The organism is Eisenbergiella tayi, from assembly GCF_001881565.1.
GTDB classification, from domain to species: Bacteria; Bacillota; Clostridia; order Lachnospirales; family Lachnospiraceae; genus Eisenbergiella; species Eisenbergiella tayi.
Genome location: NZ_MPDJ01000001.1, coordinates 1612558 through 1637263, shown reverse-complemented (window position 1 = coordinate 1637263; position 24706 = coordinate 1612558). Strand labels below are relative to the sequence as shown.

Genomic DNA, 24706 nt, shown 5'->3' with positions numbered 1-24706 from the left:
CCCTTAACCTGCCTTTGTCATGCCGAGATCCAGCAGCGATAGTTGACCATCGTTGGCAGGCTTTTCCTTCTGCACAGGCTTCGGTTTGGCTTCTGCCTTTTTCTTTTCCTTCTGCTTCTTTTTGGTGGTTCTGGCGAAATCTTTTCCATAGTAGGGGTTCGGTACAAACTTTTCTTCTTCCTTATGATCCTCTTTGGCGTCTGGGTCGCGGAAATAATCCTCTGCCCACTGGTAGCACAAATCGTCCGGAACATCACAGCCATACCCTTGGCTGCCCGGACCTGGCTGAATGCCGCTTGCTTTGAGTTCATCCTGAATGTAGTCCCACGCCTTGCGGCTGATGTACTGGAAACAGTGGATCATTGACTTGCGCGGGTGCATGGTGAGGCGTGCGAAAGCAATATCCTCCAGGCACTTGGTCTGGATAAATTCTGCCACACACTCTTTCATGTTGCGCCGGGTCAGTTTTTCTGTATCTGCGTTGACCCGCTGCATGGAGGCGTTCACCACCTCGTCGTCGCTCATCGCGGCCAGACGCTCCAGCTGCTCCTGCTCGGCCTTTTTCTTTTCAGCCTGCCGGGCTTCCCATTCTGCTTTACGCTTGGCTTCAGCCGCCTCATGCTCGGCACGGCGTTTTTCCTCGTCCGCATCGGTGGTTGCATCGGCCTTGGCGGGTGCCTCCTGCTCTTTACCGGCATCCTCCCCATCCGTGTCCGCTGCCTCGGAAGCATCGTCTCCGTTCATTTCCGCCAATTCCTCGGCCCCATCGTCTGCATCAAATGCGGGCGATGACGGCGTTTCCACGGTAGGGGAAGCCGCTGAATGGCTGGCCGACGGCACCGGCAGCTCGTCAAAAGTTTCCTCATCCTCAAAGGCGTTTCCTGCCGATACCTGTTCTGCGGGAAGTCCGAGCTCCTCCTGCTTGTTCAGCGCCATTTCTGAAAAATATCCCATAGTGATCTCCTTTCCGTCGTTTCATAAAAAGGCACGGAACAGGCCAATGCCCATCCCATGCCTTTGCCACATTGTTTTACAGCACATAAACCAATGTACTGTAACCGTCAAAGCAGTAACACACCACATTCGGATATTGCTTTGACCATTCCTTGATTTGATCCTGTATTGCTTGAGCCGCCCTGCGCGCTGAACCGTTCCACGGCGGCGGAACCGTCACCGTGAAAAAGCCTTTTTCTGTACGGGGCCGCACATCAGCGTCCAGATGGACGCATTGCTCCAGGAGTGCCAAAAGCTGGCTCTCCTTTGTCTCACTCACGACAACCATCAAAACCTCTCTTGTGTCTTTTCTGGAATTTCCTTCTTTGCGAGCATAGGGGAAAACTTTACTTGTCTAAACTGGTCTTGTCCGCTTACATAATAATACGCCCGCTTGGCACCGTGATTCAGTTCCACTACATCGGAAACCGCCATTGGCCGCCCGCGGCAGCCTTCAGGCAGCCGCTCCCGGCAGTCGGCAAACAGGCGCTTCAAAAGTGTGTCATCCGATTCCTCCGCTGGGCAGTAGATTTCTCCACTTCCTGCCACATAGTACATCGCCGCAGGCGGCTGTTCATAACCAGCCGCTTTTAACGCTGTAATATCCTTGAAAGCAAATGGGATCGCGTTCTCTTCGTCCAGTTGAAGTTGATAAAGTACAAACCTTTGTTTTCGCCGCTGTGGCTCCAACAGGGCGGCAAGAGCGTCCCGGCCGCCGCACAGGAAGGTTTTATGTTCCTCCCCTGTCAGCCCCAGATACTCTGTCAGTCCGATGTCTTGCTCGGCCCGGTGCTGCCACTGTTCCACGCAGTCCTCAATGTGGGCCAGCTTGCACAGCCCGCGCAGATACTGCTCTTTGAAACTCAACTTTTCAATTTCCTTTTGCCGCTGACTGCCCTGGCGCAAAGCCAGCTGCCAGTCATCAAACCCTTTATAATTGGGATTCCAAGTCAACCGCCGGCAATTCATGCCGTGCTTTTGCGCCATTAAGTAAATTTTGGATGCCCCGGCCATGGTCATTTTGTTGTTGTACTTGTCCATGTCATGGGCTTCGATAATCTCCTCTGTACCACTCTGCGCCAGCAACGCGAACATAGCGTCCAACGGACTGGTGTTATTGGCGCCGGCAATCGCGGCGAAAGTGCGCCCGGTCAGGCAATGGGAGATGTCTGCTTTCAAAAGACCTTCAATCACATAAACGACACGGGCAGATGGATTTCCTGCCAGATGTACCGGGCTGCCCGATCCTGTCCCGCCCTTTTTTGAGGAAGACGAAAACCAGATATATTTTGCTCCCGGCTTTTCCGGCGGATCATCCTTGTTTTTCAGCGGTATATCCAGTTTGATCTGGAATCCCTGCAACATGCCGTCAAAGCCGATGGCAGGGATCAGGATGCCGGCTGTCTTTTGATAAAAAGCCATAGTCCAATGTCCACCGTTATCCTGGTAAAAGCCCGGCACTCCCTGCACCTTGCAGCCCTGCTTGATCAGCCGTTCTGTAATAGACCGGCATAGAAAAGGCGGTGGGGTGCTCTTAAATCCCAGTGCGTCAATCTGTTCATCAGACAGCCCGCGTTTAGGGGAGCGCAGATGTTCCCGATGTGCCGGCCGCAGCGTAAGTTGAGCAAGCAGCAGGGATAGCGTCTGGTGGATCTCCGCTGGACTGGCCTTATTCGACTGTGGTACTGTTTTTCGCTCGGAAGAAGAATGGCCGGCAGGGGCAGCCCAGGCCCCTGAAGTTGAAGGGCTTGGACTGGCCGGCCGCTGTTGGGCTTCATTCCCGGAGCGTGCGTGTTCCTCTTGGATATTGTCACACAGAGCTTCTGCAATCTCCCAGTAGGCATCGGATGTAGTCGTATGGTTAAGTTCAGCATACAGCGCCAGCATTCCGCCATGTGCATCGCAGTAGTTGCACCGCCAGACATTCTTGACGAAATTGACATTCATCCGTCCCCGGCGGTCACCGCAGAACGGGCAGTCCACATAGACGCTGTTCGCCTGTTGACGCCTGATGCGTAGGTTTAATAGATTGACAACTTCCATGATGCCGAAAGGAAATTCATCCGGGTATGAGCCCATTTGTCATTCCTCCCTTCATACCCGAGCCAGGGCTTCGCATCAACCAGCCTTTTGAAGTGAATTGAGGACCAGTTGGGCAGCAGCCCGAACGATGTTGTCCTTGCTTTTGTTGCCCGGAGTCAAATAGAAACGCAGATTGACAGGCCGCTTCTTCGCCACCTCTGCGATAGTCAGCCCCCGGCATACGCCGCTGTCCACAACGACCTCCTGTGCCTGTTCCAGCGTCATCACCTTCAGAATATCCTCTACTGGCATATCCGGGGTGTATGCAGGGGCCTCTTGTACGACTTTGGCTTCGGGGACCTCCTGTGCCTCCTTGGCGACTGTCAGATCCTCCGCAGGGCGCTGAACTGGCAGTTCTTCCGCAGGGAGATGAATTGGCAATTCCTCCGCTGTCTTGCTGTTTTCCGGCTGCTCTGTCGTTGGCGCGGAATCCGCTGGCAGCGTATCCGTGTTTGTAGTAGGGCTTACCGGCAAACTCTGCTCATGGGCCGGAGTTGCTGCAGGCTGAATCTTCGTTCTTGCTGTTTCTGCGTTTTCAGATGCCCTCTGTGGCGTTTGTGTGCCCCCGGAAACGGAATTACCCTCGGAAAGAACAGCGGCCTTCTGCGAGGCGCTGGAGGGCTCCTGCGGCAACACAGTGCTCACAGGCGGAGTAATGGCAGAGGGCTGCGTTTTACTCACAGGCGCCGCTTTCTGTACGGAAGCGGCATGAGTGTCGGCGCTCACAAGCTGGATGCCAAATCCAGCGTCCGAAAGGGCCTGGCTCAACGCCTCATTTTGAGCTGCCTTCACAAAGTCCCTGCTATCCTGCATGGTCTGCTGGGCAACGCTCACGCTGAACGGCTCCGCGTCACTGCGGTCCAGAAATACCTTGGCCTCGAAAATCGCCATCTGCTCTGTGATCCTCATGGCCGTCAGACGCATACGCCCGTTGGGGTGTGCCATTCGGAACCAGAGTTTCTGATAGGGTAAGTCCAATTTCATGGAGTCCCCGGCACGCCGGAGGAACTTCAGCGGATCAAACCCCGGTACCTTGTTCAGTTCCGCAGCGGCAGGAACGGCCTCGTACATCGTTTTTGCATTATTGTTGTTGTCACTCATCTTCATAAACTCCTTCCTGTATAATAAATAGGGGACGCCGGGCATTTTTCTGCACCTTGCGTCACATTTTTAGCCTGCGTGCTTCAATTCTTTTTCCAAGTCCGCCGGAACGGGAATACCGGCCCGCCGGGCGTACGCCTTATAGTACAGGTGGATGCGCTCACCCAGAAGCGTGTTGCGTTTGCCGATCTCGTTGCGATGGATTGCCATGAACAGTACCTGCTTTTGACCGATGAGCACCACACGCTTTTTTGCGCGGGTAATGCCAGTGTAGAGCAGATTTCGATAGAGCATGACAGTATGTGCCTTTAAGAGCGGCATAATGACCGTATCGTACTCGCTGCCCATTGCTTTATGAATCGTGGTGGCATAGGCGAGGTCCAGATTGACCATATCCTCTATGCCGTACTCCAACTCACGGCCCACACCGAAGTCAAGTCCAACGCGAGTTCCATCTTCATCATTTTTGATATAGCGGATGAATCCCAGGTCGCCATTGGATACCTTGGCAGTGTTTTTGGTCTGCATGATCCGGTCATTGACCCTGAATACCTTGACACCGATTTTGATTTCTTCCTCGGCGGAACGGAACGGGTTAACCACTTCGCGGATCGCTTCGTTGAGCTGTTCCGCAGAGGCCGCGCCATCCGAGCGGAAAGGCGACAGGATCTGCACCCGGTCAATCCCACTTTCCTCGATCTCCCGGCAGTAGCGGGCAACAATTCGTTCAGCGGCTTCCGCCTGATTGTTGCTTGCCATGAAAACGAAATCCTGGCCGTAGTACAGCTTGGTGTTGCCTTCGTTAATGAATTTGGCGTTGTAGGCGATCAGGCTGTCCTTGGACTGACGGAAAATCTGATCCAGCACCGTCACGGTGATAAGGCCGCAGTCAATCAGTTCGCGGAACACATTCCCGGCGCCTACACTGGGAAGCTGATCCGGGTCTCCGACAAGAATGACCCGTGCTCCACCTTTGATGCGTGAGAAAAATTTATTTGCCAGCCACATGTCCACCATGGAAAACTCGTCCACAATGATCAAATCGGCCGAAAGCGGCTCTTGGGTGTTGTTGCGTTTTATTTCATCTTCCTCGCTGGCGAGCCCCAAAATGCTGTGCAGCGTTTTGGCCTTATCAACCCCGGTGCTTTCCGCCATACGCCGGCTGGCTCGGCCTGTCGGCGCCATCAAGGCGATCTCTCCCTGGGGATGCAGGCGGCGGTAGACCTCCAAAATTGTTTTCAGCACGGTTGTCTTGCCGGTGCCCGGGGAGCCTGTGATGATGGAAAGATTGTGGCGATAGGTTGCATACACAGCCGCTTCCTGTTTTGAGGACAGCGCCAATCCAATTTCTCGTTTGACCTGCTCCAAAATTTGTTCGATCTTCTCCGGAGCAGGAGGCTCCACCACACGCATCGCAATCCGGCGGGCGGTTTCATCCTCTTGTGCAAACACACGGGGAAGATAAATGTCTCCTTTGACGGATACGACCTCTCCATGCAGGATCATATCTTCGAGGACATCGCTGACCTCTTGTGCATGGAGCCGAAGCGAAGGAATAGGGATTTTAGCGTTGAGTAATTGGAGCGCCTCTTTTTGCAAAGCCTCACTGGTCAAAAACAAATGTCCGTTTTTCCCCTTGCTATCCTCCAACGCCCAGAACAAGGCGCCTTTGATTCGCATAGGGGCGCGCAGGTCGCCTCCGTTTTTCTGAACGATGGCATCCACCCTTAAAAAGCCAAAACCGGATATTTGGCAAAGCTCAAACGGACTCTTTTTCAAAATGTCCACGCTGGCCGGGCCGAAAAACTGATAAATCTTCTGCGCTGTTTTCGGTGTAATCTTGAACGGGGAGAGCAGCGTCATCAGGTCTTGCAACATCCGGCTCTCTGCATATGAGGTCTTGATGGCCTCCAGCTTGTTCTCCGTGATGCCCTTGATCTCCAGCAGCCGCTCCGGGCGATTTTGCAGAATGTCCAGTGTCTCCACGCCGAAGCGTGATACGATCTGTTTGGCGAGCGCCGGCCCAATGCCTTTGATAAGGCCAGAGGCCAGATAGCCTTCCACTCCACTCTTGGTTTGAGGGACAATTTCATGCCACTGCTCCACCTGAAGCTGCATCCCATACTTTCCTTTTTTCCATTCGCCATCCAGTTCCAGTTCTACCGCATCTGTGCGGGGCAGTTCGTAGCCGGTTGCCACAAACCGAATCAGATGATCCTTGCGTCGGCGGATAGACCTGGCTTCTTCGGGTACATCCTTCTCCGCGGTTTTTACACTGATGATGCAGAACTTATTTGCAGGATTATAGTAAATTGTCCCATCATAAGTTCCTCTATGGATCAAATCATTTTCCTCCTTTCTCATGCCGTCTTGGTATCAATTTTCACACTGAACCTTCGGGATTCTGAAACGGTTACATACTGCTCGTAAATATCAGGGTGGTCCAGCTTCAGCCGTATCAGATTGTCTTTGTCAATGCCGGGCGTTCTCACTGGATTGTAGGTGACAATATAGTTCACCCCATCCTGTTGGCAAACGGCCTTGCAGCTCTTGCCCATTTCCGCAACCAGCGCCGCCTTCAGCCGCTTCATATCCGCCTCGATCTCTTTGCTGCCTGCTTCCGTGAGTTTCTTCTGCTCTTGGAGCTGGAGATAGCGCATCAATTTGGCTGTCAGGCTCAAATCAAGCGTTACAACGGGGGCATCCTGATCCGCGGAGCCCGTATGCCGGCGCACGCTTTCAAGCACCAGATCACCATCTTCGGTATAAGGCGGCGGCGTCCTGGTAAGAACATGGTTTTCCCAGAAATACTGCTCCAGGAAAATCATCTCCTCCTCATAGGACTCATCCCGCCGGATTTCACGAATAATGGTTTCTTCCTCGTTGTTGCCATACAGGCAGCAGAAGAAGCAGCGATCCACATTCATGACAGCCATATAGTGCCGCCCTTGGGTTTCATAATAGACGGGAACAGTTTCTTCACCGTTTAGCCACCAGTTATCCCTTGCGTTATAATTTGTCGTTTTAATCTCCAGAATTGCGGTACTGCCATCCGGCAATTCCACAAAATAGTCCACATCGGCCAGCATCCACGAATACTGTGGGTGCTGGAACATTTTTTTGATCTGATAGACCTTGTACCCTGTGCGGTGTTGGAATATCTTCGCCACCAACGGCTCCAACAGGTGCCCCATTTCCAGAGCAACCCAGTTGTCCTCATTATCTTCGACCGCTACAATATTCAACTTGTCAAAGTAGAGGTCTCTTGCCGTCCGCCAGGGTGAAATTCCCAGCAGAGCCGCCACATCACTGCCGCCAATCCCTTTCCGGCGGTATGCAAGCCATTCCTCTTCGGACAGGCCCGCCGTTTCCACCAAAATTTGGGGTTGACTTCGCTTTTCGGCGGCTACATTGCTCGCCGGCATCTTTAGCACCCCCTCCGTGTTCGGCGGGGAATAGCGTGTACTCGAATCATTGGACTATGGACTTGGCTGGATTTGGGCACCTTCTGATGCTGCCAGTTCTCCAAAGGCCATTTCCTTTTTGCCATAGGCTCCTGCCTTCGCTTTTTTACATTCATGCGTGTTACCTGCCTTTCTGTAGTTTGATATATCCTCAAAGCCGTTTCCGGCATTTGGGCGACAAAAAAGCGAGCATGACAAAGGGCAAAACGCCTGTTGTCCATAGTTGCCTATGAACCAATGTCATCCTCGCTGATGGGGAAACCCCGAAAAATAAAAAAAGCCAGTAATATACTGGCCCGAATGGGCGCAGCAATACTACTGGCACAAATACAATCTTAACTGCGTGTGCAATGCAGGGCTTTGAGCCTTGCCGTACAGATACAAGATCTGTATCCCACATGGGGAACGCACAAAAATCAATTACAAGTACAGGGTAGCACAATATATTGATTTAGTCAAGAATGAATATCTATATTTGGTGTTTCGGGCGCGTGCTTTTACTTTCTCAAAAGTTTTTGAGAAAGCATGTAATGTGTGCAGAAATTCCTGCACCATTTTCCTATTTATAGGGCGTACAGATATAGCAGGATGTTCCATGCTGATCTGTACGCCTTTGTACTTTGAAAAAAGAATAACTCTGTTTCAGGGGTTATACAGGGAGCGCGGATAGTGTGCGGAGACTTTGTGTGCTCACCCACGGTTGAAATACTGCATAGCAGGCCCTGGCAATACGCGGCGGAAAGCCCCGGCGCAGGAAGTGACCTGGGACAGCTTACTTAAATATTTGGAATCGAACGCCTTGTTTTTTACTTTTTTGTTGATGTGGCGGCAGAGAAAGCGTATATGATATATGTAGGGAATCGTAGGCTTCTTTGTCGGCCACACAGAAAGGAGGCTATTCGTGGCTGATAAACAATTTCTTGAAAACACAGATCGGAATAATGCAGAAAAACGGAGCTATTCCGTTTCAGAGGCTGCTGAGATCCTGGGCGTCAGCAAACGCTCCATTTATAACCTGTGCGCCAGCGGAGCATTCAAATCTGTACGCATAGGGACTAAATTGAGGATTTCCAGAAAGTCCTTTGACGAATGGCTTGATGGTTCCGATTGATTTGGAAGGGAGCCTACAACTATGGCATCAATACAGAAACGCGGTAAGAAATATGCTGTTGTCTACACCTATGATGACTCAAAAGGTGAGAAGAAACAGAAGTGGGAAACTTTTATAACCAAAAAAGAGGCGTTGAAGCGGAAAGCCGCGGTGGAAAATGAGATCAATAACGGCACTTTTATTCCGCCCAGTGAACTGACCGTAAAAGATTTTCTGCGAGACTTTGTAGAACTATATGGAACCAAAAGATGGGGACTGTCTGTTTATGCTTCTAATAATGGCTTAATCAGCAATTACATTAACCCGTTGATTGGGGACGAAATTGTGCAGGACATCAATCGCAGGTCAGTGGACCAATTCATCCAGAAGCTGCAGAAAACGCCTCCAATCGAAACTCCATACAGACATGCACGGACAGACTTTGTTACGCCATGCACCATTGAAAAGATTATTAAGCTGATGCGCTGTGCATTTCATCAGGCTGTCCGCTGGGACATTATTGGTAAAAATCCGTTCGAGGATGCAATCTTGCCCAAGCGGGAGAAAAAGGTCAGAGCCATCTGGACTGCCGATATTATTCGAGATGCTCTCAACCACTGCTCGGATGGAAAGCTGTATGTCGCAATCAACCTGGCCTTTGCCTGCTCCATGCGGATGGGCGAAATCACCGGCCTTACATGGGACTGTGTTCATATATCAGATGAAGAAATCGCTCGGGATGATGCCTTCGTCTGGATTGAAAAAGAGCTGGCCCGTGTTGACCAGAAGGCTATCAACGCAGTTGGCGAAAAGGACATCCTCTTTGTATTCCCGCGCTTGATGGGCGGGAAGTCTTCTACGCGGCTCGTTTTGAAAAAGCCTAAAACAGAAAGCAGCATTCGTAAGGTTTGGATTCCGCGAACTCTTGCCTTTATCTTGCGGGAATGGAAAGAGAAGCAGGACAAGCTCAAGGAGTTTATGGGCGATGACTATATCGACTACAATCTGGTTTTGGCGCAGGAAACGGGCCGCCCCTGTGAAGATCGGATTATTGGAAATCAGTTTGAACGATTGAAAAAATCCGCTGGTCTTCCAAATGTTGTTTTTCATTCTCTCCGTCACTCCAGCACAACTTATAAGCTGAAAATCAATAAGGGAGATGTTAAGGCAACGCAGGGTGATACCGGTCATGCACAAAGCGACATGGTTACCCAAGTTTACGCACACATCTTGGATGAGGATCGGAAGGTCAACGCCCAGAAATTCGAAATGGCCTTTTATGCGAACGCGGATTTGCGTGGCGTTGAGCAAAGGCTTCGCGCAGAAAGCGCCGTTGCTGAACCTGACTCTGAAATTCTGCTGAAGCAGTTGGAGGCTAAACCCGAACTCATGGATGCCTTCACGAAAAAGTTTGTTGAGCAGTATGGAGAACAGATTATGAATCAGTTAGCAAAAAAACTGATTGGTGCATAAATACACAGGAAAGCATGAGACGACATAAAACGCTGCGGCAGTGCTCATTAGCAAAATGAGCAGTTTTTTCAAGTTTGGCATAAAAATCGTTCGAGTCCTGTGATGGAAATTTGAGCAGATGGGAGTAAGAAGTCTCCACTCTAACCAATGATAAAAAGGAAATCTGTTCTAATCCTCGTAGCGAAAAAAGATAAGGAAAATGCCGCAACCTCTTGCGGTTACGGCATTTATGGCGTCCCCGGGCAGATTTGAACTGCCGGCCCCACGCTTAGGAGGCGTGTGCTCTATCCAACTGAGCTACGGAGACATATTCGATTTTTCATGGTCAAGGATGGAGCGATCCGCCTCCCAGGACTTTGATGACCTGATTATTAGGAGGCGAACGCTCTATCCTGCTGAGCTACAGAGACTTATATTAAATTGAGACTGGCAACGATCACTTTTCCCCGTAAGGCAGCTGGTAGAGCACAACCTTAGGAGGGGGCTGTTATATCCATTTAACTAAGGAAACACAACTAATATAATACAATATTTTTATGAAAATGTCTACCTGTTTTATATTATAAATTATCGCATTTTAATAGTTGTTATAGTAATCATCGATAGCTGTTGAAAATAACCAGCTATCGATGACAGATCCAACTAATCCTGTTCAGGGTAATTCACTGCTCCCTGAAGCCATACCACACCCTTGAACCGTCTTCCCACTTTAGGTTCACCGAACAGATCCTTCACATTGATACATACATCAAAAGATAATTCATTACAGTTGAGCGTCATTACGCATATCTCTTCTTCTGTCAGCCTGTTTTTTACAATGTGGCATTCTGTTATTTCACCAAGGACAGAATACTGGTCACATTCCACTCCATAAGGCATAAAATAAGTATCCACCAGGCTGAATACATCTTCCTTCTGAATTCTGCGGGATATCGTGGTATAAGTATCCATATCCTCCAGCGTCAGGCTTTCAATGGCATCCTCATCTCCGCGCCTTGCCGCTTCGATCAGCTGATTCCTTGTCAAGGTAGACTGCTGTATTTTTTTCTTCTGATTTTCACTCTTGATAATGGGCATCATAATGGAACCCTGGATTCCCAAAGCGGACAGCGTCAGACTTGTGCCCCGCACGGGAAGCTTATCCGTATTACGGTATTTAATGTAGGATATCATATTCTGCAGGTAAAAAATCAAAGTAACGCCAACCTTAATATCATCACATACACCGGCATAGGATTCCTTGGCCGCATGACGTTCCACGCTCACATCTTCCATGGAGCTGACACCGGTACCGCGAAGATACGGATAAAAATAATAAAAAGTAAAATTATCATTTTCATCAAATTCTCCGCAAACCGCAATACCCATATTTTCTGCGAAATTCTTGCAAAACTCTACCAGGACGGTATCCTCATTTCCATTAAGAGTAGTATAATTTCTGCTCTCAGGGTTCATTATTACATCTTTAACCAATTCCTGGATTTTCCTGGTAGTAGTATATTCACTGAATCCTATAGACTTTAAAAATTTATGCAGGAATCTCACCTCGCTTTTCATATCTGTACGGTTCCATTTTATCTTATCTCAGTCATACCGCCCATATAAGGCTGAAGCACTGTGGGGATCTTTACGGAACCGTCTGCCTGAAGGTTATTCTCCAGGAATGCAATGAGCATTCTCGGAGGAGCAACTACCGTATTATTTAGTGTATGCGCGAAGTATTTCCCATTTTCCCCATTTACACGGATTTTTAATCTTCTTGCCTGTGCATCGCCTAAATTGGAGCAGCTTCCCACTTCGAAATATTTTTTCTGTCTGGGAGACCAGGCTTCCACATCGTAAGATTTCACTTTAAGATCCGCCAGGTCACCGGAACAGCATTCAATGGTCCTTACCGGAATATCCATGGAACGGAAAAGATCAACCGTATTCTGCCAGAGCTTGTCAAACCACATGGGAGATTCTTCAGGCTTACATACAACTATCATCTCCTGCTTTTCAAACTGATGAATTCTGTATACCCCTCTCTCTTCCAGGCCATGTGCGCCTTTTTCCTTACGGAAACAGGGTGAATAGCTGGTAAGGGTTTTCGGAAGTTCTTCTTCCGGAACAATCGTATCAATAAATTTACCTATCATGGAATGCTCGCTGGTACCGATGAGATATAAATCCTCACCTTCGATTTTGTACATCATGGCATCCATTTCTGCAAAGCTCATAACGCCGGTAACTACATTGCTGCGGATCATAAACGGAGGAACACAATAGGTAAACCCTCTGTTGATCATGAAGTCCCTAGCATAAGAAATCACCGCGGAATGAAGTCTTGCAATGTCTCCCATTAAATAGTAGAAACCATTACCTGCAACCTTTCTTGCGCTGTCCAGATCAATCCCATTAAATCTTTCCATAATTTCCGTATGATAAGGAATTTCAAAATCAGGCACTACAGGTTCGCCGTATTTGGTAATCTCCACATTTTCCGTATCATCTTTACCTATCGGAACCGAAGGATCAATAATATTGGGAATGAGCATCATTATTTTTGTTATCTTTTCCTGCAGTTCCGTTTCTTTTTCTTCTAATTCTGCAAGACGTTTTGCGCCGGCAGCCACTTCTGCTTTTTTGGCTTCTGCCTCTTCCTTCTTTCCGTCTTTCATCAAACCGCCGATTTCCTTGGAAATCTTATTTCTGCTTGCACGCAGATCATCTGCTTCCTGCTGGGTTTGTCTGCTTTCCTTGTCCAATTCTATTACTTCATCCACCAGGGATAATTTTGAATCCTGGAATTTCTTTTTAATATTTTCCTTTACTGCTTCGGGATTCTCTCTTAAAAATTTAATGTCGATCATGATAAGGCTCCTCTCCTCATATAAAATTAATATCCTATTGCTTTATCCAATGCTTCTTTTTCTTCTGCTCCCAGGGTAATTGCACATTCCCCTTTTTTAACTTCTTTTGTATATGTATAACAGCCATCACTGCTCTGAACAGAATTTAATATAAAGCCATCATCCTTTTCATTCAGAAGAGCGATGCAGAAGCTCAGCTGGCCTCCCATTTGGCTAAAGGCGTCATACTTTACAATGCCCACTTTTTGATAACAATACTCAAGTCTTTTCTGAATATCACGAATATCTTTTCTGTTCTTGTCTGATTCTTTCTTTATAAAATCATTATCTTTATATAAACCTTCTATTTCTTCTTCAAGACTCTTTGCTTCCTTGCCTTTCATAAATTTGGCCAGCTTTTTCTGAAGCTTGCTTACTTTGCTGAACTGTATAATTATAAGAACAAGAAGCACTAAAATAAATACCAACATGCCTATAAGCACGTATGCTATATCCAGTCCCCCTAATCCCATACTCTCCATTAAACCGCTTGACATTATAATCTCCTTTTTCTTTTGTAAAAATAGATCAGTTCTTTATGATGTATTCCATAAGCCTGTCCAAATCATCATGGTCATAAAATTCTATCTGAATTTTACCGGCTCCGTTATCCTTAGAGGATATGGATACCTTGGTTCCCAGTGATTCCTTCAGCTTTTCTTCTATATTCTGATAGATAACTTCTAATGATTTATTTTCTGCTTTTTTCGGTTTTTCAGGTTTGTGGAGATTCTTCACTAACTTTTCGACTTCACGGACACTCATTTTCTCATCAAAAACCTTTTGGGCTATCATATACTGCTCTTCCGGATCTTCTATAGACAAAAGAGCCCTGGCATGTCCGGTGGTTATCATTTCATTGACTACCATCTGCTGTACTTCATCACATAACTTCAGCAGTCTCATGGAATTTGTCACGGCTGTCCTGCTTTTGGAAACCCTTTCCGCAACTTCATCCTGCTTTAAATGGAATTCATTCAGCAGCCTTTTATATGCCTGCGCTTCTTCAATCGGATTCAGATCTTCTCTCTGAATATTTTCAATCAAAGATATCTCTACTATTTCCTGATCAGTAAGATTTTTTATAATTACCGGTACTTCCTTTAAACCGGCTATTTTTGCGGCACGCCATCTGCGTTCCCCTGCAATGATTTCATAATAGCCGTCTCTTTCCTGTACCAGAATTGGCTGCAGTAATCCAAATTGCTTTATGGATTCTGCAAGCTCCAACAAAGCATCTTCATCAAAATTCTTTCTGGGCTGATCTCTGTTTGGTTCCACCGCAGTTAATTTAACCATTGTTTCCGGATTCTTATTTTCTGTTCCGGTCCCTTTATCAGCTTTTCCCTTTGATTCCCCAATCGTATTAGGAATTAAAGAATCCAGGCCTTTCCCCAATCCTCTAGCCGCCATTTATTAAATATCCTTTCTCTTTATCACTTCGTTTGCCAATGCCATATAGCTTTCCGCACCGGCTGATTTTGGATCGTACATTGTAATTGGAAGCCCATAGCTTGGAGCCTCTGCCAATCTTATATTTCTGGGTATCACTGTCTTGTATATTTTCTGATTCAGATTTTTCTTAACATTATCTACTACCTGCATGGACAGATTTGTTCTGGAATCATACATGGTAAACAGAATTCCCTCAATCTGCAGCTGAGGATTCAACCTTTCTCTTACCAGATTTACAGTATGAATTAATTGGCTTAAACCTTCCAGTGCATAATATTCACATTGTATGGGAACTAATACGGTATTCGCAGTTGTCATAGCGTTAACGGTTAACATATTCAATGAAGGAGGACAATCGATAATAATAAAGTCATACTGATCCTTTATCCAGTCTACTTCATTCTTCAATATGTACTCTTTCTTATCCACTCCTATTAATTCAATTTCAGCCGCCGCTAAATTTACATTTGAAGGCAATACGGTTACGTTAGGTACTACTTCTTTAATAAGACAATCCTGTACACTGCACTCTCCCAGCATTAACTCATAAATTGTATTGTCCAGGTTATTCTTATCAATATTGAACCCACTTGTGGTATTTCCCTGGGGATCCGTATCAATAACCAGAACTTTTTTCCCTTTTGCAGCCAATGCAGCTGAAAGATTAATTGCAGTGGTTGTTTTGCCAACACCGCCCTTCTGATTTGCAATTGCGATAATTCTTCCCATTAAATTTTTCCTTTCGTTTGCACTTCCACAAACATGATAAAGTCATTCCTCAACGACGCTAAATTTCACCCGTTCAAGTACTTTACGATTATATCACTTTTTCAAGTTATATTCTATAAGGAAATATTAGAATTTACCTATTCTTTTTCCATAATTCTTGTATGACATGACTTTAAATGTTTCACGTGAAACATCAGCTCACTATATTCTTAAAAATATTTCATGTAAAATATCAATCTTCTATGTTATTTGCTTTTATGTTATTTTCTTTTATGTTACTAACTTCTATGTTAGTAGATATTTTACATAGAACATAAATCTTCTATATTATTTAAATAACTTCATGACTCATCCATTTTTTATATTATCAAAATAATTCGCAAGAACCATTTATCATCTTACTAGCAAAAAATATTTTATATATAAGTTTATCACAAATATTGTTAATTCTTTACAAAATTTATTTATCACTTTTATAATCAAAATATTAAACATATAACTTGCATTCTTAATACTATCAAATAATTTACATAAAATATTTATCTTTTATGTCAACAAATAATTTACATATAACATTTATCCTTTATATCAACAAATAATTTACATATAGCATTCATTTATCCTTAATACAATCAAGAAGTTATCTATCAAAATATAGAAGAAAAGCTGAATGTTTCACGTGAAACATCTATCATTCATATTCTAAAAACACTCATCTCAAAATAATACCCACCATAAGCCTACAAATTTTAACTTAAAACACCACCTTACTACATTTAAATATACACTAAAATAAATCTCACACATATCTAAATCCATTTCACATATAAATCATATGCAGCATCTTAAATAAGATTTTACATTATTATCACACTTAAACACTACCTCTAAAAAATATACTTTGCAGCCCGGCATATGTTGGTTCTGGCCCGCCTGGACTTTCTCTCCCTTCCCCTGCCCTCTGTGTACTGTTGTTTTGCCAGGGCTGCTGTTCAGCAAGGATTCCTGTAAGGACCGTATAAATACGCCGGTCCTTAGGTTGCGTATTTTGCAACCTTAGTACCGCTGCGTATTTATCCGAGCGAAAGCGTGTCCACACAGGAACCTTGCTGAACAGCAGCCCTGGCAAAACAACAGTACACAGAGGGCAGGGGAAGGGAAAGAAAATCCAGGCAGGCCAGAACCAACATATGCCGGGCTGCAAAGTATATTTTTGCCCCACACCCCCAACATCCAAGAAGGATTTTCTTGTAAGAAGCAGGCGAATGGTTTATAATACTTAAATACAGGAGGTATTAATATGAACAAAAAACTAGGCACAGCTATACTATTAACCGGCATAACAACGTTCACAATTCATATGATAAATAAAGTACAGTTTTCATTCAGTACTGTTAAAAATATTCTAAGTTGTCCAAATAACAAATATTATGAGTGGAGATTCGGTAAAATCAGATATATAAAAAAGGGATCCGGATCACCCGTGCTGCTGCTTCATGATTTAACACCCGGAAGCTCCAGCTATGAATTTTCCGCAATCATCGATGAACTGGCAGAAAAGCACGAAGTTTATGCAATCGATTTTCTCGGATATGGTTTATCGGATAAGCCTAATATAACTTATACCAATTATCTGTATGTTCAGTCAGTTATTGATTTTATCAAAGTAATCATCGGAAGAAAGACAAGCATAATTGCGACAGGGGATGCTGCTCCCATTGGAATTATGGCATGTCATAATGACGGTGAAGTAATTGATAAAATTCTACTGCTGAATCCTCAGAGTATTAATAAGTTAAATCAAATACCCAATAAGCAGACAAGACTTTTGAAGTTTTTAATTGATACTCCTATTCTGGGAACATTGCTGTATAATATACAGACTACAAAAGAATCTTTCAAAAAAGTATTCCTGGAAGAATACTTTGAGGAATCTGTTAATGTGAAAGAAGAAATGTTAATGAGTTATGTTGAGGCTTCTCATCTTCCGGATTTCAATGCTAAGTTTTCTTTTGCCAGCTTTACCGGAAGGTATATGAATGCCAATATCATTCATGCATTAAAAGAAATAGATCACAGTATTTACATTTTATATGGTAAGTCTAAGAAGGATATAGAAACGGTAGTAGATAATTATATATACTTTAATCAATCCATAGAAGCCTTCGGGATAGAAAACACGAAACATTTATGTCACTTAGAAGCACCCTCTAAAGTAATGGAACAGATTAACATTCTATTATAAAATAAAGCATAAAAATGATCCCTGATTATCCGGGGATCATTTTTATTATCCGATGTTTCACGTGAAACATTATTAAACTATTTACTTTTCATAAGTCATTTAACAATCGGTTCCTTAGCAGGAAGGCCAGCTTTTCTGGGATACTTCTTAGGAGTTACAGATTTCTTCTCAATCACATATAAAATTCTATGAATGTCACTATCCGGAAGATAAAAATCTTTCTTATCCTTAACATCACCGCCAAGTATATGTATCGCCTTTTCTGCTGCTGCAGCTTCTTCTTCTATCTTTTCTGATTTATAGGAAATAAACTGTCCGCCCACTCTTACAAAGGGCAAACAATACTCTAATAACGTAGAAAGATTAGCAACCGCTCTCGAAACACAAATATCATATTTTTCACGAAATAGAGAAGGCTTCGCATAATCCTCAGCTCTTCCATGGACTGCTTCTATATCCTCAAGTCCAAGCTTATCAATCACTTCATTCAAAAACTTAATTCTCTTATTTAAAGAATCCAATAAGGTAACCTTTAAACCGGGATAAGCAATTTTCAAAGGTATGCCAGGAAAACCGGCTCCTGTTCCTACATCAATTAAAGATAACTTTTTTTCTTCCAATTCAGGTACAGCCCTGATAAGAGACAGACTGTCAATAAAATGCTTCTTTAAAACTTCATTAAACTCAGTGATAGCAGTCAAGTTCATGACTTCATTCCACTGTACCAGCAGCTCATAATATAAAATAAACTTTTCTTCCTGCTCCTGATTTAATATAACCGGAAGCTGCTCCAAATCTTTTCTGAACTGCACTAAATTATAATCACTCATTCTGACTCCTGTTTTGCCTGATGTTCCAAATAAACTAAAAGGACAGAAATATCTGCCGGCGATACACCGGATATACGGGAGGCCTGTCCGACGGATACCGGCTTATAAGCTATCAGCTTCTGTCTCGCTTCCAAACGCAGGCTGGATATATCCTCATAATCTATCCATGACGGAATTTTTTTCTTTTCCATTTTCTTAAACTGTTCAACCTGACGCATCTGCCTGGTAATATAACCTTCATACTTTAATTCTATTTCAACCTGCTCTATTACAGCAGAAGATAACTGCGGTCTTCCGGGATCAATTTCGGCTAAAGCAGAATAGCTCAGTTCCGGCCTGCACATTAACTCCGAAAGGCTGGCAGCTGTTTTCAGAGGGGAACTTTCATGCTCCTGCAAGAACCTCTGTATCTCGGGTGCCGCCCCAACCACCGTTTTCTTCAAACGCTCCATTTCCTCCTGAATCAGCATCTGCTTTTCCAGAGTAGACTTATAATCCTCTTCACTGACAAGACCTGCCTGATATCCTATTTCCCGCAGCCTGATATCCGCGTTATCCTGTCTGAGAAGCAGCCGGTATTCAGCCCGGGAAGTCATCATCCTGTAAGGTTCAAAATTATCTTTGGTAACCAGATCATCAATAAGAACACCGATATAAGCCTGGGAACGATCCAGAATAATCTGTTCTTTTCCCTGAATAGACAAACCGGCATTCATACCCGCGATCAATCCCTGAGCCGCTGCTTCTTCATAACCACTGCTTCCGTTAAACTGTCCTCCGCTGAACAATCCTCTGATATTCTTAAATTCCAGCGTCGGATTCAGCTGCCTGGCATTTATACAATCGTATTCAATCGCATAAGCATTCCTTACAATCTTACAGTGTTCCAATCCAGGAACACTTCTGTACATTGCAAGCTGTACGTCTTCAGGGAGGGAAGATGACATTCCTCCCACATACATCTCATTTGTATGAATTCCTTCCGGTTCCAAAAAAACCTGATGTCTCTTTTTATCCGCAAACTTTACCACTTTATCTTCAATGGAGGGACAATATCTTGGTCCCGTCCCTTCAATAATTCCCGCATAAATAGGAGAACGATCCAGATTTGCGCGGATAATATCATGTGTTTCTTCATTCGTATAGGTAAGCCAGCAGGATACCTGATCCTTCTGGATACTGTCCGGATCCGTGGAAAAAGAAAATGGGATTATCCTGTCATCTCCCAGCTGTTCTTCCATTTTGGTAAAATCAATCGTTCTTTTATCCATACGCGCAGGTGTTCCGGTTTTAAACCGTCTCATCTCGACTCCCAGATTCTTTAAAGAGTCTGTAAGATGATTGGCAGGCTGCAGCCCGTTAGGCCCGGTATAGGTAATCGCCTCTCCGCATAAGCATCTGGAATTCAGATATGTTCCCGTACATAAAACAACGGCTTTGCACTCATAAACCGCGCCGGTAAATATTTTCACACCGGTAATCCGTCTGCTTACGGATTTTCCTTTTTTCTCATCCTCTTCCGTCATATTTTCCGCCAGCAGTTCGCATACCTCAGCCTGCTTTATGGTGAGATGCTCCTGATTTTCAAGAACCCTTCTCATCTGCCAGGTATATTCTGCCTTATCCGCCTGGGCCCGCAGCGAATGTACCGCAGGGCCTTTGGATGTATTCAGCATTTTCGACTGAATAAAGGTCTTATCTATATTTTTACCCATTTCGCCGCCCAGGGCATCCACTTCCCTCACCAGATGTCCCTTGGAAGATCCTCCTATATTAGGATTACAGGGCATCAGCGCAATACTGTCCACGCTGACTGTAAAGATTATGGTTTCCAATCCCATCCTGGCACAGGCCAGGGCCGCCTCACATCCGGCATGTCCCGCGCCTACCACACAAACATCATAAACTTCCCTGATTTGCGGCATAATAAACTGCTCCTTTATTTCTTCTTTTTCTTATTTTTTTTCTTTTTCTTTTTTTCCTGTACCGCCTGGGGCACAGAAACGACGGTGGGTACTGTTTCCCTCTCCACATAGATACGCTGATTGGATTCCGGTACAATAATCGCCGTTTCCATTTCTTCCTCAGAAAGAACGACGCCGGAAGAATCCTCCGCAGCAGCAGAACCTTCATTTATGGGGTTGCTTCTGTTATCCTTCCGGGTTTCCTGAACCTTCCCCCAGGCCTGATCCCACAAAATCTTCACCGGTTCCCAAACCAGTTCCAGCGCCCGCAGCAATGCAATAATAAGAATCACCCAGCAGATTAAATGATACAGCTGGATTTCCCCGCTCCCATAATCATCGGTAGCTCCATAAAACAAGCCAAGTCCCACAATACCTACAGCCATCAGAAAAAAAAGTCCCTTGCCTGATTCTTTCCTCATATCCGTCTGCTCCTGTCCCTTATTTTGCATTTCCTTCAAATGGGCTTTATCATCTGCAGAAATACATACTCATGGATTCATCATACCACAAAAAAAAATAATAGAAAACACGTAAAGTTAATGATAATATAAAATAGTACGTACTGCTGCAAATTGCTTTCAACCTAAACTATATACACAATAAAAGTACATACCTGAGCACACGGATAAAAGTAAACCTAAAGACTATCTTATTATGAAAGGATTCTATTACTATGAAAGGGCTATATTATAACGGAACCGCTGCAGAATACAGGGAAGATCTTCCCATGCCTGTTCCTGAACCAGGTGAAAGCCTGATAAAAATTCATTACAGTGCCGTATGCAATACGGATAAGGAAATCCGGAAAGGATACCGTCCGTCATTCCGCGGAGTCATGGGACATGAATTTGTAGGAGAAGTCGTCTCTTCTCCGGATCCCGTCTTTCATGGAAAAAGAGTTGTTGGAGAACTGAATGCCGCCTGCGGTACCTGTATCTACTGCAGAACAGGAAGGCCTACACACTGTTCTAACAGGAAAGTGCTGGGCATGGATTCCAAAGACGGATGCTTCGCGGAATACATGACCATAGATACTTCCCTGCTTCATATTGTTCCGGATGACCTCCCCGATACACAGGCCATATTTACAGAACCTCTTGCCGCAGCCATGGAAATCCTTACACAGATTCATATATCCCCGGACAAAAATGCCGCTGTCCTCGGAGACGGCAGGCTGGCCCTTCTCACAGCCCAGGTATTGGCTCTCACCGGTATCGATCTTACCGTTATCGGAAGACATCCGGAAAAGCTGGAGCTTTTCCGTCCCTTTGCCAAAACAGCCATCTGCGGAGAAAAAGAAGGCTATGAATATGTCGCTGAATGTACCGGTTCGGAAAGCGGCCTTCCACAGGCGATGGAACTTGTACGAAAAAAAGGAACCATAATACTCAAAAGTACCTATGCAGGTAAAGTAAGTCTGGACATGAGTATGGCTGCCGTAAATGAACTCACTATTGTGGGAAGCAGGTGCGGCCCGTTTGAACCTGCACTCCGGCTTCTGAAGGATAAAAAAATCCATCTTCCCGAAATAGAACTCTATGATCTGAAGGATTTTGAAAAGGCCTTCGCATCACCCGCCTTTAAAGCGGGCTTTGCCTTTATCGACTGATATATGTTAAAAGGAACACGTCATGTATCGTGTTCCTTTTTCCATGCAAGGATACGATCCAGCTTTTCCTTTACCTCCGCTTCCTTCCCTTCTCCTGCAGGCACATAATATCTCTTATCCTGAAGGGAATCAGGCAGGCAGCGCATGGCCGTAACCTTTTCCTCCGTATTATGGGCATATACATATCCTTCCCCGTAATGCAGTTCTTCCATCAGACGGGTAGGCGCATTCCTTATCTGCAGAGGCACCGGCTCCGCAAGCATTTTCACCGCATCCTCCTTACAATCCTCATATGCCTTATAAAGGGCATTGGATTTGGGAGCCATGGACAGATAAACTACCGCGTGGGCAAGATTAACATTACATTCCGGCATTCCGTTAAAATGACAGGCCTGATATGCGGCTACCGCAACCAAAAGAGCATTACTGTCCGCCAGACCCACATCCTCGCTGGCAAACCGGATCAATCTTCTTGCCACATATAAGGGATCTTCACCTGCCTCCAGCATCCTGGAAAGCCAGTATACGGCAGCGTCCGGATCCGTATTCCGCATGGATTTATGAAGAGCGGAGATCAGGTTGTAATGCTCCTCTCCCTTCTTATCATAAAGAAGGGATTTTTTGCTGGTGCACTGTTCCAGTATTTCCCTGGTTATTACAGTGGTTCCGTCCGGTTTGATCTCTCCGTTCAGGATCACCATTTCCAGTGTATTCAGAGCCGTCCGCCCATCGCCATTAGCAAACCTGGCTATCATCTCTATCATGTCTTCTTCTATTTCAATCTTCTGGTTACCGAATCCGTTTCCGGCTTTCAGGGCATGATGCAGCATCTGCACGACCTCTTCCACGGAAAGAGCCTGCAGCACAAAAACCTTGCAGCGGGAAAGAAGAGCGGCATTAATTTCAAAGGATGGATTTTCCGTAGTTGCTCCGATGAGGATAATACTTCCTTTTTCCACAAAGGGCAGAAACGCATCCTGCTGGGCCTTATTAAAACGATGGATTTCATCTACAAATACAATCGTCTTTTTTCCCATATGCCTGGCGCTCTCGGCCTGGTTCATCACTTCCTTAATTTCACGGATCCCACTGGTAACCGCACTGAAATCAATGAATTCAGCCTTTGTGCTCCTGGCTATTATCCTGGCAAGAGTAGTCTTTCCCACACCGGGAGGTCCCCAGAAGATCATGGAAGAAACCATATCCTGATCAATCAGGCGGCGGAGAACCTTCCCTTCCCCCACCAGATTTTTTTGTCCCACGAATTCCTCCAGTCCTGAAGGACGCAGCCTGCTGGCGAGAGGATCATACATAACTCTGTTATCATCAAATAATGACATTTGTTCCATTTTATTTTCCCATGCAGAACTTACTGAAAATTTCGTTTACCAGATCTTCTCCTACCTCTTCTCCGATGATATATCCCAGGGAGGCATAAGCACTCATCAAATCTATGGAATAAAAATCTTCGGGCATCTCATCTTCCAGGCTTTTCTTTACCATGAGCAGACTGTCCCGGGCTTCTTCCAGCGCCTGCTTATGGCGCATATTGGTTATAATAACCTCTTCATTCATGGAAAGGGCGCCGGAGAAAAACATTTCTTTTATGGTATTTTCAAATTCCTCAATTCCCGTATTATCCCGGGTGGAGGTACGTATCACCGAGATCTCCGCATCCCGGAGCTTCTTTCTGAGTTCCTCTTCCTCAACAACGGGAACCAGATCCGTTTTATTCAGAAGCACGATGCATTTTTTTCCTCTGATCAAATCCAGGATCTCCTCGTCACTCTCATCTAATGCGATGGAGGAATCCACCACATACAGAATCAGATCCGCATCAGAGGCTATTTTCAGCGCCCGTTCCACCCCTATCTTTTCAACAACATCCTCTGTGGAACGGATTCCGGCGGTATCGATGATATTCAGACCAATCCCGTGAAGCCTGATGGATTCTTCCAGTACATCCCTGGTAGTCCCGGCCACATCCGTGACAATAGCCTTTTCTTCCCCAACCAGCAGATTCATAAGAGAAGATTTTCCCGCGTTGGGCTTTCCTACAATAACGGTATTGATCCCTTCCTTTAACACTTTTCCGTCGTCAGCGGAATCAATCAGCTTATTACACCGTAATAATAGATCCCCGATCTTTGGAAGCAGCTTTTCCGGATAGCCCTCCGTGCTTATATGTTCGGGATCATCAAGCGCTGATTCAATAAACGCTATCTCATATAAAATCTCTTCCCTCATCTGCCTGATACAGTCGGAAATGGAACCCTTTAACTGCTTCATGGAAGATTTCAGGGCAAATTCATTCCGGGAATGGATAATATCCATAACCGCCTCCGCCTTCGCTAAATCGATCCTTCCATTTAAAAAGGCCCGCTTGGTGAATTCACCGGGCTCTGCCAGCCTGGCCCCATTCCTCAGTACGGTTTCCAGAACTTTCTGCACGATTAAGACACCGCCATGACAATTGATCTCAACGGTGTCTTCTTTTGTATAGCTATTCGGCGCTTTCATAACAGCGGCCATCACTTCATCCAGGATTTCTTCCCCATCCATAATAAACCCATAATGAATGGTATGGCTGCCATAATCCTTAAGACTATGGCAGCCATTCTTTGATCTATAAACCCTGCTTCCAATTTCGATTGCATCGTCTCCGCTGATACGGACAATTCCTATTCCTGAATCAGACAGTGCCGTAGCAATTGCAGCAATTGTTTCAGTCTGTTTCATAAATCTTTTAACCTCTGCCCCTTTGTCAGACAGTTATC

20 protein-coding genes and 1 tRNA gene are annotated in these 24706 nt (G+C 45.3%); 4 read left to right on the top strand and 17 right to left on the bottom strand.

All coding sequences use genetic code 11. The annotated features are described in order from the left end of the window. Nucleotides 1-3: 3 nt before the first annotated feature. The 6 genes from BLA28_RS06815 to BLA28_RS06790 all read right to left on the bottom strand — a co-directional run bounded on the left by BLA28_RS06815 (nucleotide 4) and on the right by BLA28_RS06790 (nucleotide 7601). Complete coding sequence (locus BLA28_RS06815; protein ID WP_009257971.1) at nucleotides 4-954, bottom strand: Cas9 inhibitor AcrIIA9 family protein; 951 nt, start codon at nucleotides 952-954, stop codon at nucleotides 4-6. Nucleotides 955-1030: 76 nt separating this feature from the next. Next, nucleotides 1031-1282, bottom strand: coding sequence for a hypothetical protein (locus BLA28_RS06810; protein WP_009257970.1), 252 nt, complete (start codon nucleotides 1280-1282; stop codon nucleotides 1031-1033). Further along, entirely contained in the window at nucleotides 1282-3072 is a 1791-nt protein-coding gene (locus tag BLA28_RS06805) for a YodL domain-containing protein (RefSeq protein WP_071698921.1), read from the bottom strand. Before BLA28_RS06805 ends, BLA28_RS06810 begins: the two co-directional genes overlap by 1 nt. Before the next feature lie 39 nt (nucleotides 3073-3111). Then, the gene (locus BLA28_RS06800; RefSeq protein ID WP_009257968.1) at nucleotides 3112-4176 is read right to left on the bottom strand and encodes a hypothetical protein; all 1065 of its coding nucleotides are present in this window, start codon (nucleotides 4174-4176) and stop codon (nucleotides 3112-3114) included. 69 nt (nucleotides 4177-4245) lie between these two features. Continuing rightward, complete coding sequence (recD2, locus tag BLA28_RS06795; protein ID WP_009257967.1) at nucleotides 4246-6519, bottom strand: SF1B family DNA helicase RecD2; 2274 nt, start codon at nucleotides 6517-6519, stop codon at nucleotides 4246-4248. Between the two features lie 17 nt (nucleotides 6520-6536). Next, entirely contained in the window at nucleotides 6537-7601 is a 1065-nt protein-coding gene (locus tag BLA28_RS06790; protein ID WP_071698920.1) for a YqaJ viral recombinase family nuclease, read from the bottom strand. Between the two features lie 940 nt (nucleotides 7602-8541). On the opposite strand from BLA28_RS06790, the gene BLA28_RS06785 reads away from it, so the two are divergent. Both BLA28_RS06785 and BLA28_RS06780 read left to right on the top strand, forming a co-directional pair. Beyond that, nucleotides 8542-8751, top strand: coding sequence for a helix-turn-helix domain-containing protein (locus tag BLA28_RS06785; RefSeq protein WP_009257965.1), 210 nt, complete (start codon nucleotides 8542-8544; stop codon nucleotides 8749-8751). A gap of 21 nt (nucleotides 8752-8772) precedes the next feature. Continuing rightward, on the top strand, nucleotides 8773-10203 hold the full coding sequence (locus tag BLA28_RS06780) for a site-specific integrase (RefSeq protein ID WP_009257964.1): 1431 nt from the start codon (nucleotides 8773-8775) through the stop codon (nucleotides 10201-10203). A gap of 230 nt (nucleotides 10204-10433) precedes the next feature. On the opposite strand, the gene BLA28_RS06775 is transcribed toward BLA28_RS06780, so the two are convergent. The 6 genes from BLA28_RS06775 to BLA28_RS06750 form a co-directional block, all read right to left on the bottom strand. Next, nucleotides 10434-10510: transfer RNA gene (locus BLA28_RS06775), tRNA-Arg, on the bottom strand. A gap of 335 nt (nucleotides 10511-10845) precedes the next feature. Then, on the bottom strand, nucleotides 10846-11760 hold the full coding sequence (locus tag BLA28_RS06770) for a DUF3881 family protein (RefSeq protein ID WP_081365581.1): 915 nt from the start codon (nucleotides 11758-11760) through the stop codon (nucleotides 10846-10848). Nucleotides 11761-11777: 17 nt separating this feature from the next. Further along, nucleotides 11778-13055 (bottom strand): serine--tRNA ligase, encoded by a 1278-nt coding sequence (serS, locus tag BLA28_RS06765; RefSeq protein ID WP_071698919.1) that lies wholly within the window; start codon nucleotides 13053-13055, stop codon nucleotides 11778-11780. 26 nt (nucleotides 13056-13081) lie between these two features. Then, nucleotides 13082-13591 carry a DUF4446 family protein gene (locus BLA28_RS06760; RefSeq protein WP_009255058.1) on the bottom strand — a complete coding sequence of 170 codons (510 nt, stop codon included), beginning with the start codon at nucleotides 13589-13591 and terminating at the stop codon, nucleotides 13082-13084. Nucleotides 13592-13622: 31 nt separating this feature from the next. Continuing rightward, nucleotides 13623-14507 (bottom strand): ParB/RepB/Spo0J family partition protein, encoded by an 885-nt coding sequence (locus BLA28_RS06755; RefSeq protein ID WP_009255057.1) that lies wholly within the window; start codon nucleotides 14505-14507, stop codon nucleotides 13623-13625. A 3-nt stretch (nucleotides 14508-14510) separates the two neighbouring features. Then, nucleotides 14511-15278: a ParA family protein gene (locus tag BLA28_RS06750; protein ID WP_009255056.1), complete on the bottom strand. Its 768-nt coding sequence runs from the start codon at nucleotides 15276-15278 to the stop codon at nucleotides 14511-14513. Nucleotides 15279-16578: 1300 nt separating this feature from the next. Between BLA28_RS06750 and BLA28_RS06745 the strand changes: the two genes are divergently transcribed. Next, nucleotides 16579-17523 (top strand): alpha/beta fold hydrolase, encoded by a 945-nt coding sequence (locus tag BLA28_RS06745; RefSeq protein ID WP_009255055.1) that lies wholly within the window; start codon nucleotides 16579-16581, stop codon nucleotides 17521-17523. A 95-nt stretch (nucleotides 17524-17618) separates the two neighbouring features. Here the strand turns inward: BLA28_RS06745 and rsmG are convergent, their stop codons facing one another. The 3 genes from rsmG to BLA28_RS06730 are packed head-to-tail and all read right to left on the bottom strand — an operon-like array spanning nucleotide 17619 to nucleotide 20739. Beyond that, on the bottom strand, nucleotides 17619-18353 hold the full coding sequence (gene rsmG / locus BLA28_RS06740; RefSeq protein WP_071698918.1) for a 16S rRNA (guanine(527)-N(7))-methyltransferase RsmG: 735 nt from the start codon (nucleotides 18351-18353) through the stop codon (nucleotides 17619-17621). Further along, the gene (mnmG, locus tag BLA28_RS06735) at nucleotides 18350-20278 is read right to left on the bottom strand and encodes a tRNA uridine-5-carboxymethylaminomethyl(34) synthesis enzyme MnmG (RefSeq protein WP_071698917.1); all 1929 of its coding nucleotides are present in this window, start codon (nucleotides 20276-20278) and stop codon (nucleotides 18350-18352) included. The genes rsmG and mnmG overlap by 4 nt, the downstream gene beginning before the upstream one ends. A 14-nt stretch (nucleotides 20279-20292) precedes the next feature. Beyond that, complete coding sequence (locus BLA28_RS06730; RefSeq protein ID WP_143131484.1) at nucleotides 20293-20739, bottom strand: hypothetical protein; 447 nt, start codon at nucleotides 20737-20739, stop codon at nucleotides 20293-20295. A 254-nt stretch (nucleotides 20740-20993) separates the two neighbouring features. Between BLA28_RS06730 and BLA28_RS06725 the strand changes: the two genes are divergently transcribed. Continuing rightward, nucleotides 20994-21929, top strand: coding sequence for an MDR/zinc-dependent alcohol dehydrogenase-like family protein (locus tag BLA28_RS06725; protein WP_069430197.1), 936 nt, complete (start codon nucleotides 20994-20996; stop codon nucleotides 21927-21929). A gap of 20 nt (nucleotides 21930-21949) precedes the next feature. Here BLA28_RS06725 and BLA28_RS06720 read toward each other — a convergent pair whose 3' ends face one another. Together BLA28_RS06720 and mnmE are read right to left on the bottom strand one after the other, a co-directional pair. Further along, on the bottom strand, nucleotides 21950-23278 hold the full coding sequence (locus tag BLA28_RS06720; protein ID WP_071698915.1) for a replication-associated recombination protein A: 1329 nt from the start codon (nucleotides 23276-23278) through the stop codon (nucleotides 21950-21952). A gap of 1 nt (nucleotide 23279) precedes the next feature. Then, on the bottom strand, nucleotides 23280-24668 hold the full coding sequence (gene mnmE / locus BLA28_RS06715) for a tRNA uridine-5-carboxymethylaminomethyl(34) synthesis GTPase MnmE (protein ID WP_071698914.1): 1389 nt from the start codon (nucleotides 24666-24668) through the stop codon (nucleotides 23280-23282). Nucleotides 24669-24706 lie beyond the last annotated feature (38 nt).

Bases quoted from the DNA above. Each gene is read 5' to 3' on its own strand.
- BLA28_RS06810 (WP_009257970.1), bottom strand. From the start codon at position 1,282: ATGGTTGTCGTGAGTGAGACAAAGGAGAGCCAGCTTTTGGCACTCCTG.
- BLA28_RS06800 (WP_009257968.1), bottom strand. From the start codon at position 4,176: ATGAGTGACAACAACAATAATGCAAAAACGATGTACGAGGCCGTTCCT.
- mnmE (WP_071698914.1), bottom strand. From the start codon at position 24,668: ATGAAACAGACTGAAACAATTGCTGCAATTGCTACGGCACTGTCTGAT.
- BLA28_RS06755 (WP_009255057.1), bottom strand. From the start codon at position 14,507: ATGGCGGCTAGAGGATTGGGGAAAGGCCTGGATTCTTTAATTCCTAAT.
- serS (WP_071698919.1), bottom strand. From the start codon at position 13,055: ATGATCGACATTAAATTTTTAAGAGAGAATCCCGAAGCAGTAAAGGAA.
- BLA28_RS06790 (WP_071698920.1), bottom strand. From the start codon at position 7,601: ATGCCGGCGAGCAATGTAGCCGCCGAAAAGCGAAGTCAACCCCAAATT.
- BLA28_RS06725 (WP_069430197.1), top strand. From the start codon at position 20,994: ATGAAAGGGCTATATTATAACGGAACCGCTGCAGAATACAGGGAAGAT.
- BLA28_RS06730 (WP_143131484.1), bottom strand. From the start codon at position 20,739: ATGAGGAAAGAATCAGGCAAGGGACTTTTTTTTCTGATGGCTGTAGGT.
- BLA28_RS06760 (WP_009255058.1), bottom strand. From the start codon at position 13,591: ATGTCAAGCGGTTTAATGGAGAGTATGGGATTAGGGGGACTGGATATA.
- BLA28_RS06815 (WP_009257971.1), bottom strand. From the start codon at position 954: ATGGGATATTTTTCAGAAATGGCGCTGAACAAGCAGGAGGAGCTCGGA.
- rsmG (WP_071698918.1), bottom strand. From the start codon at position 18,353: ATGAGTGATTATAATTTAGTGCAGTTCAGAAAAGATTTGGAGCAGCTT.
- BLA28_RS06750 (WP_009255056.1), bottom strand. From the start codon at position 15,278: ATGGGAAGAATTATCGCAATTGCAAATCAGAAGGGCGGTGTTGGCAAA.
- BLA28_RS06720 (WP_071698915.1), bottom strand. From the start codon at position 23,278: ATGGAACAAATGTCATTATTTGATGATAACAGAGTTATGTATGATCCT.
- mnmG (WP_071698917.1), bottom strand. From the start codon at position 20,278: ATGCCGCAAATCAGGGAAGTTTATGATGTTTGTGTGGTAGGCGCGGGA.
- BLA28_RS06780 (WP_009257964.1), top strand. From the start codon at position 8,773: ATGGCATCAATACAGAAACGCGGTAAGAAATATGCTGTTGTCTACACC.
- BLA28_RS06745 (WP_009255055.1), top strand. From the start codon at position 16,579: ATGAACAAAAAACTAGGCACAGCTATACTATTAACCGGCATAACAACG.
- BLA28_RS06770 (WP_081365581.1), bottom strand. From the start codon at position 11,760: ATGAAAAGCGAGGTGAGATTCCTGCATAAATTTTTAAAGTCTATAGGA.
- BLA28_RS06805 (WP_071698921.1), bottom strand. From the start codon at position 3,072: ATGGGCTCATACCCGGATGAATTTCCTTTCGGCATCATGGAAGTTGTC.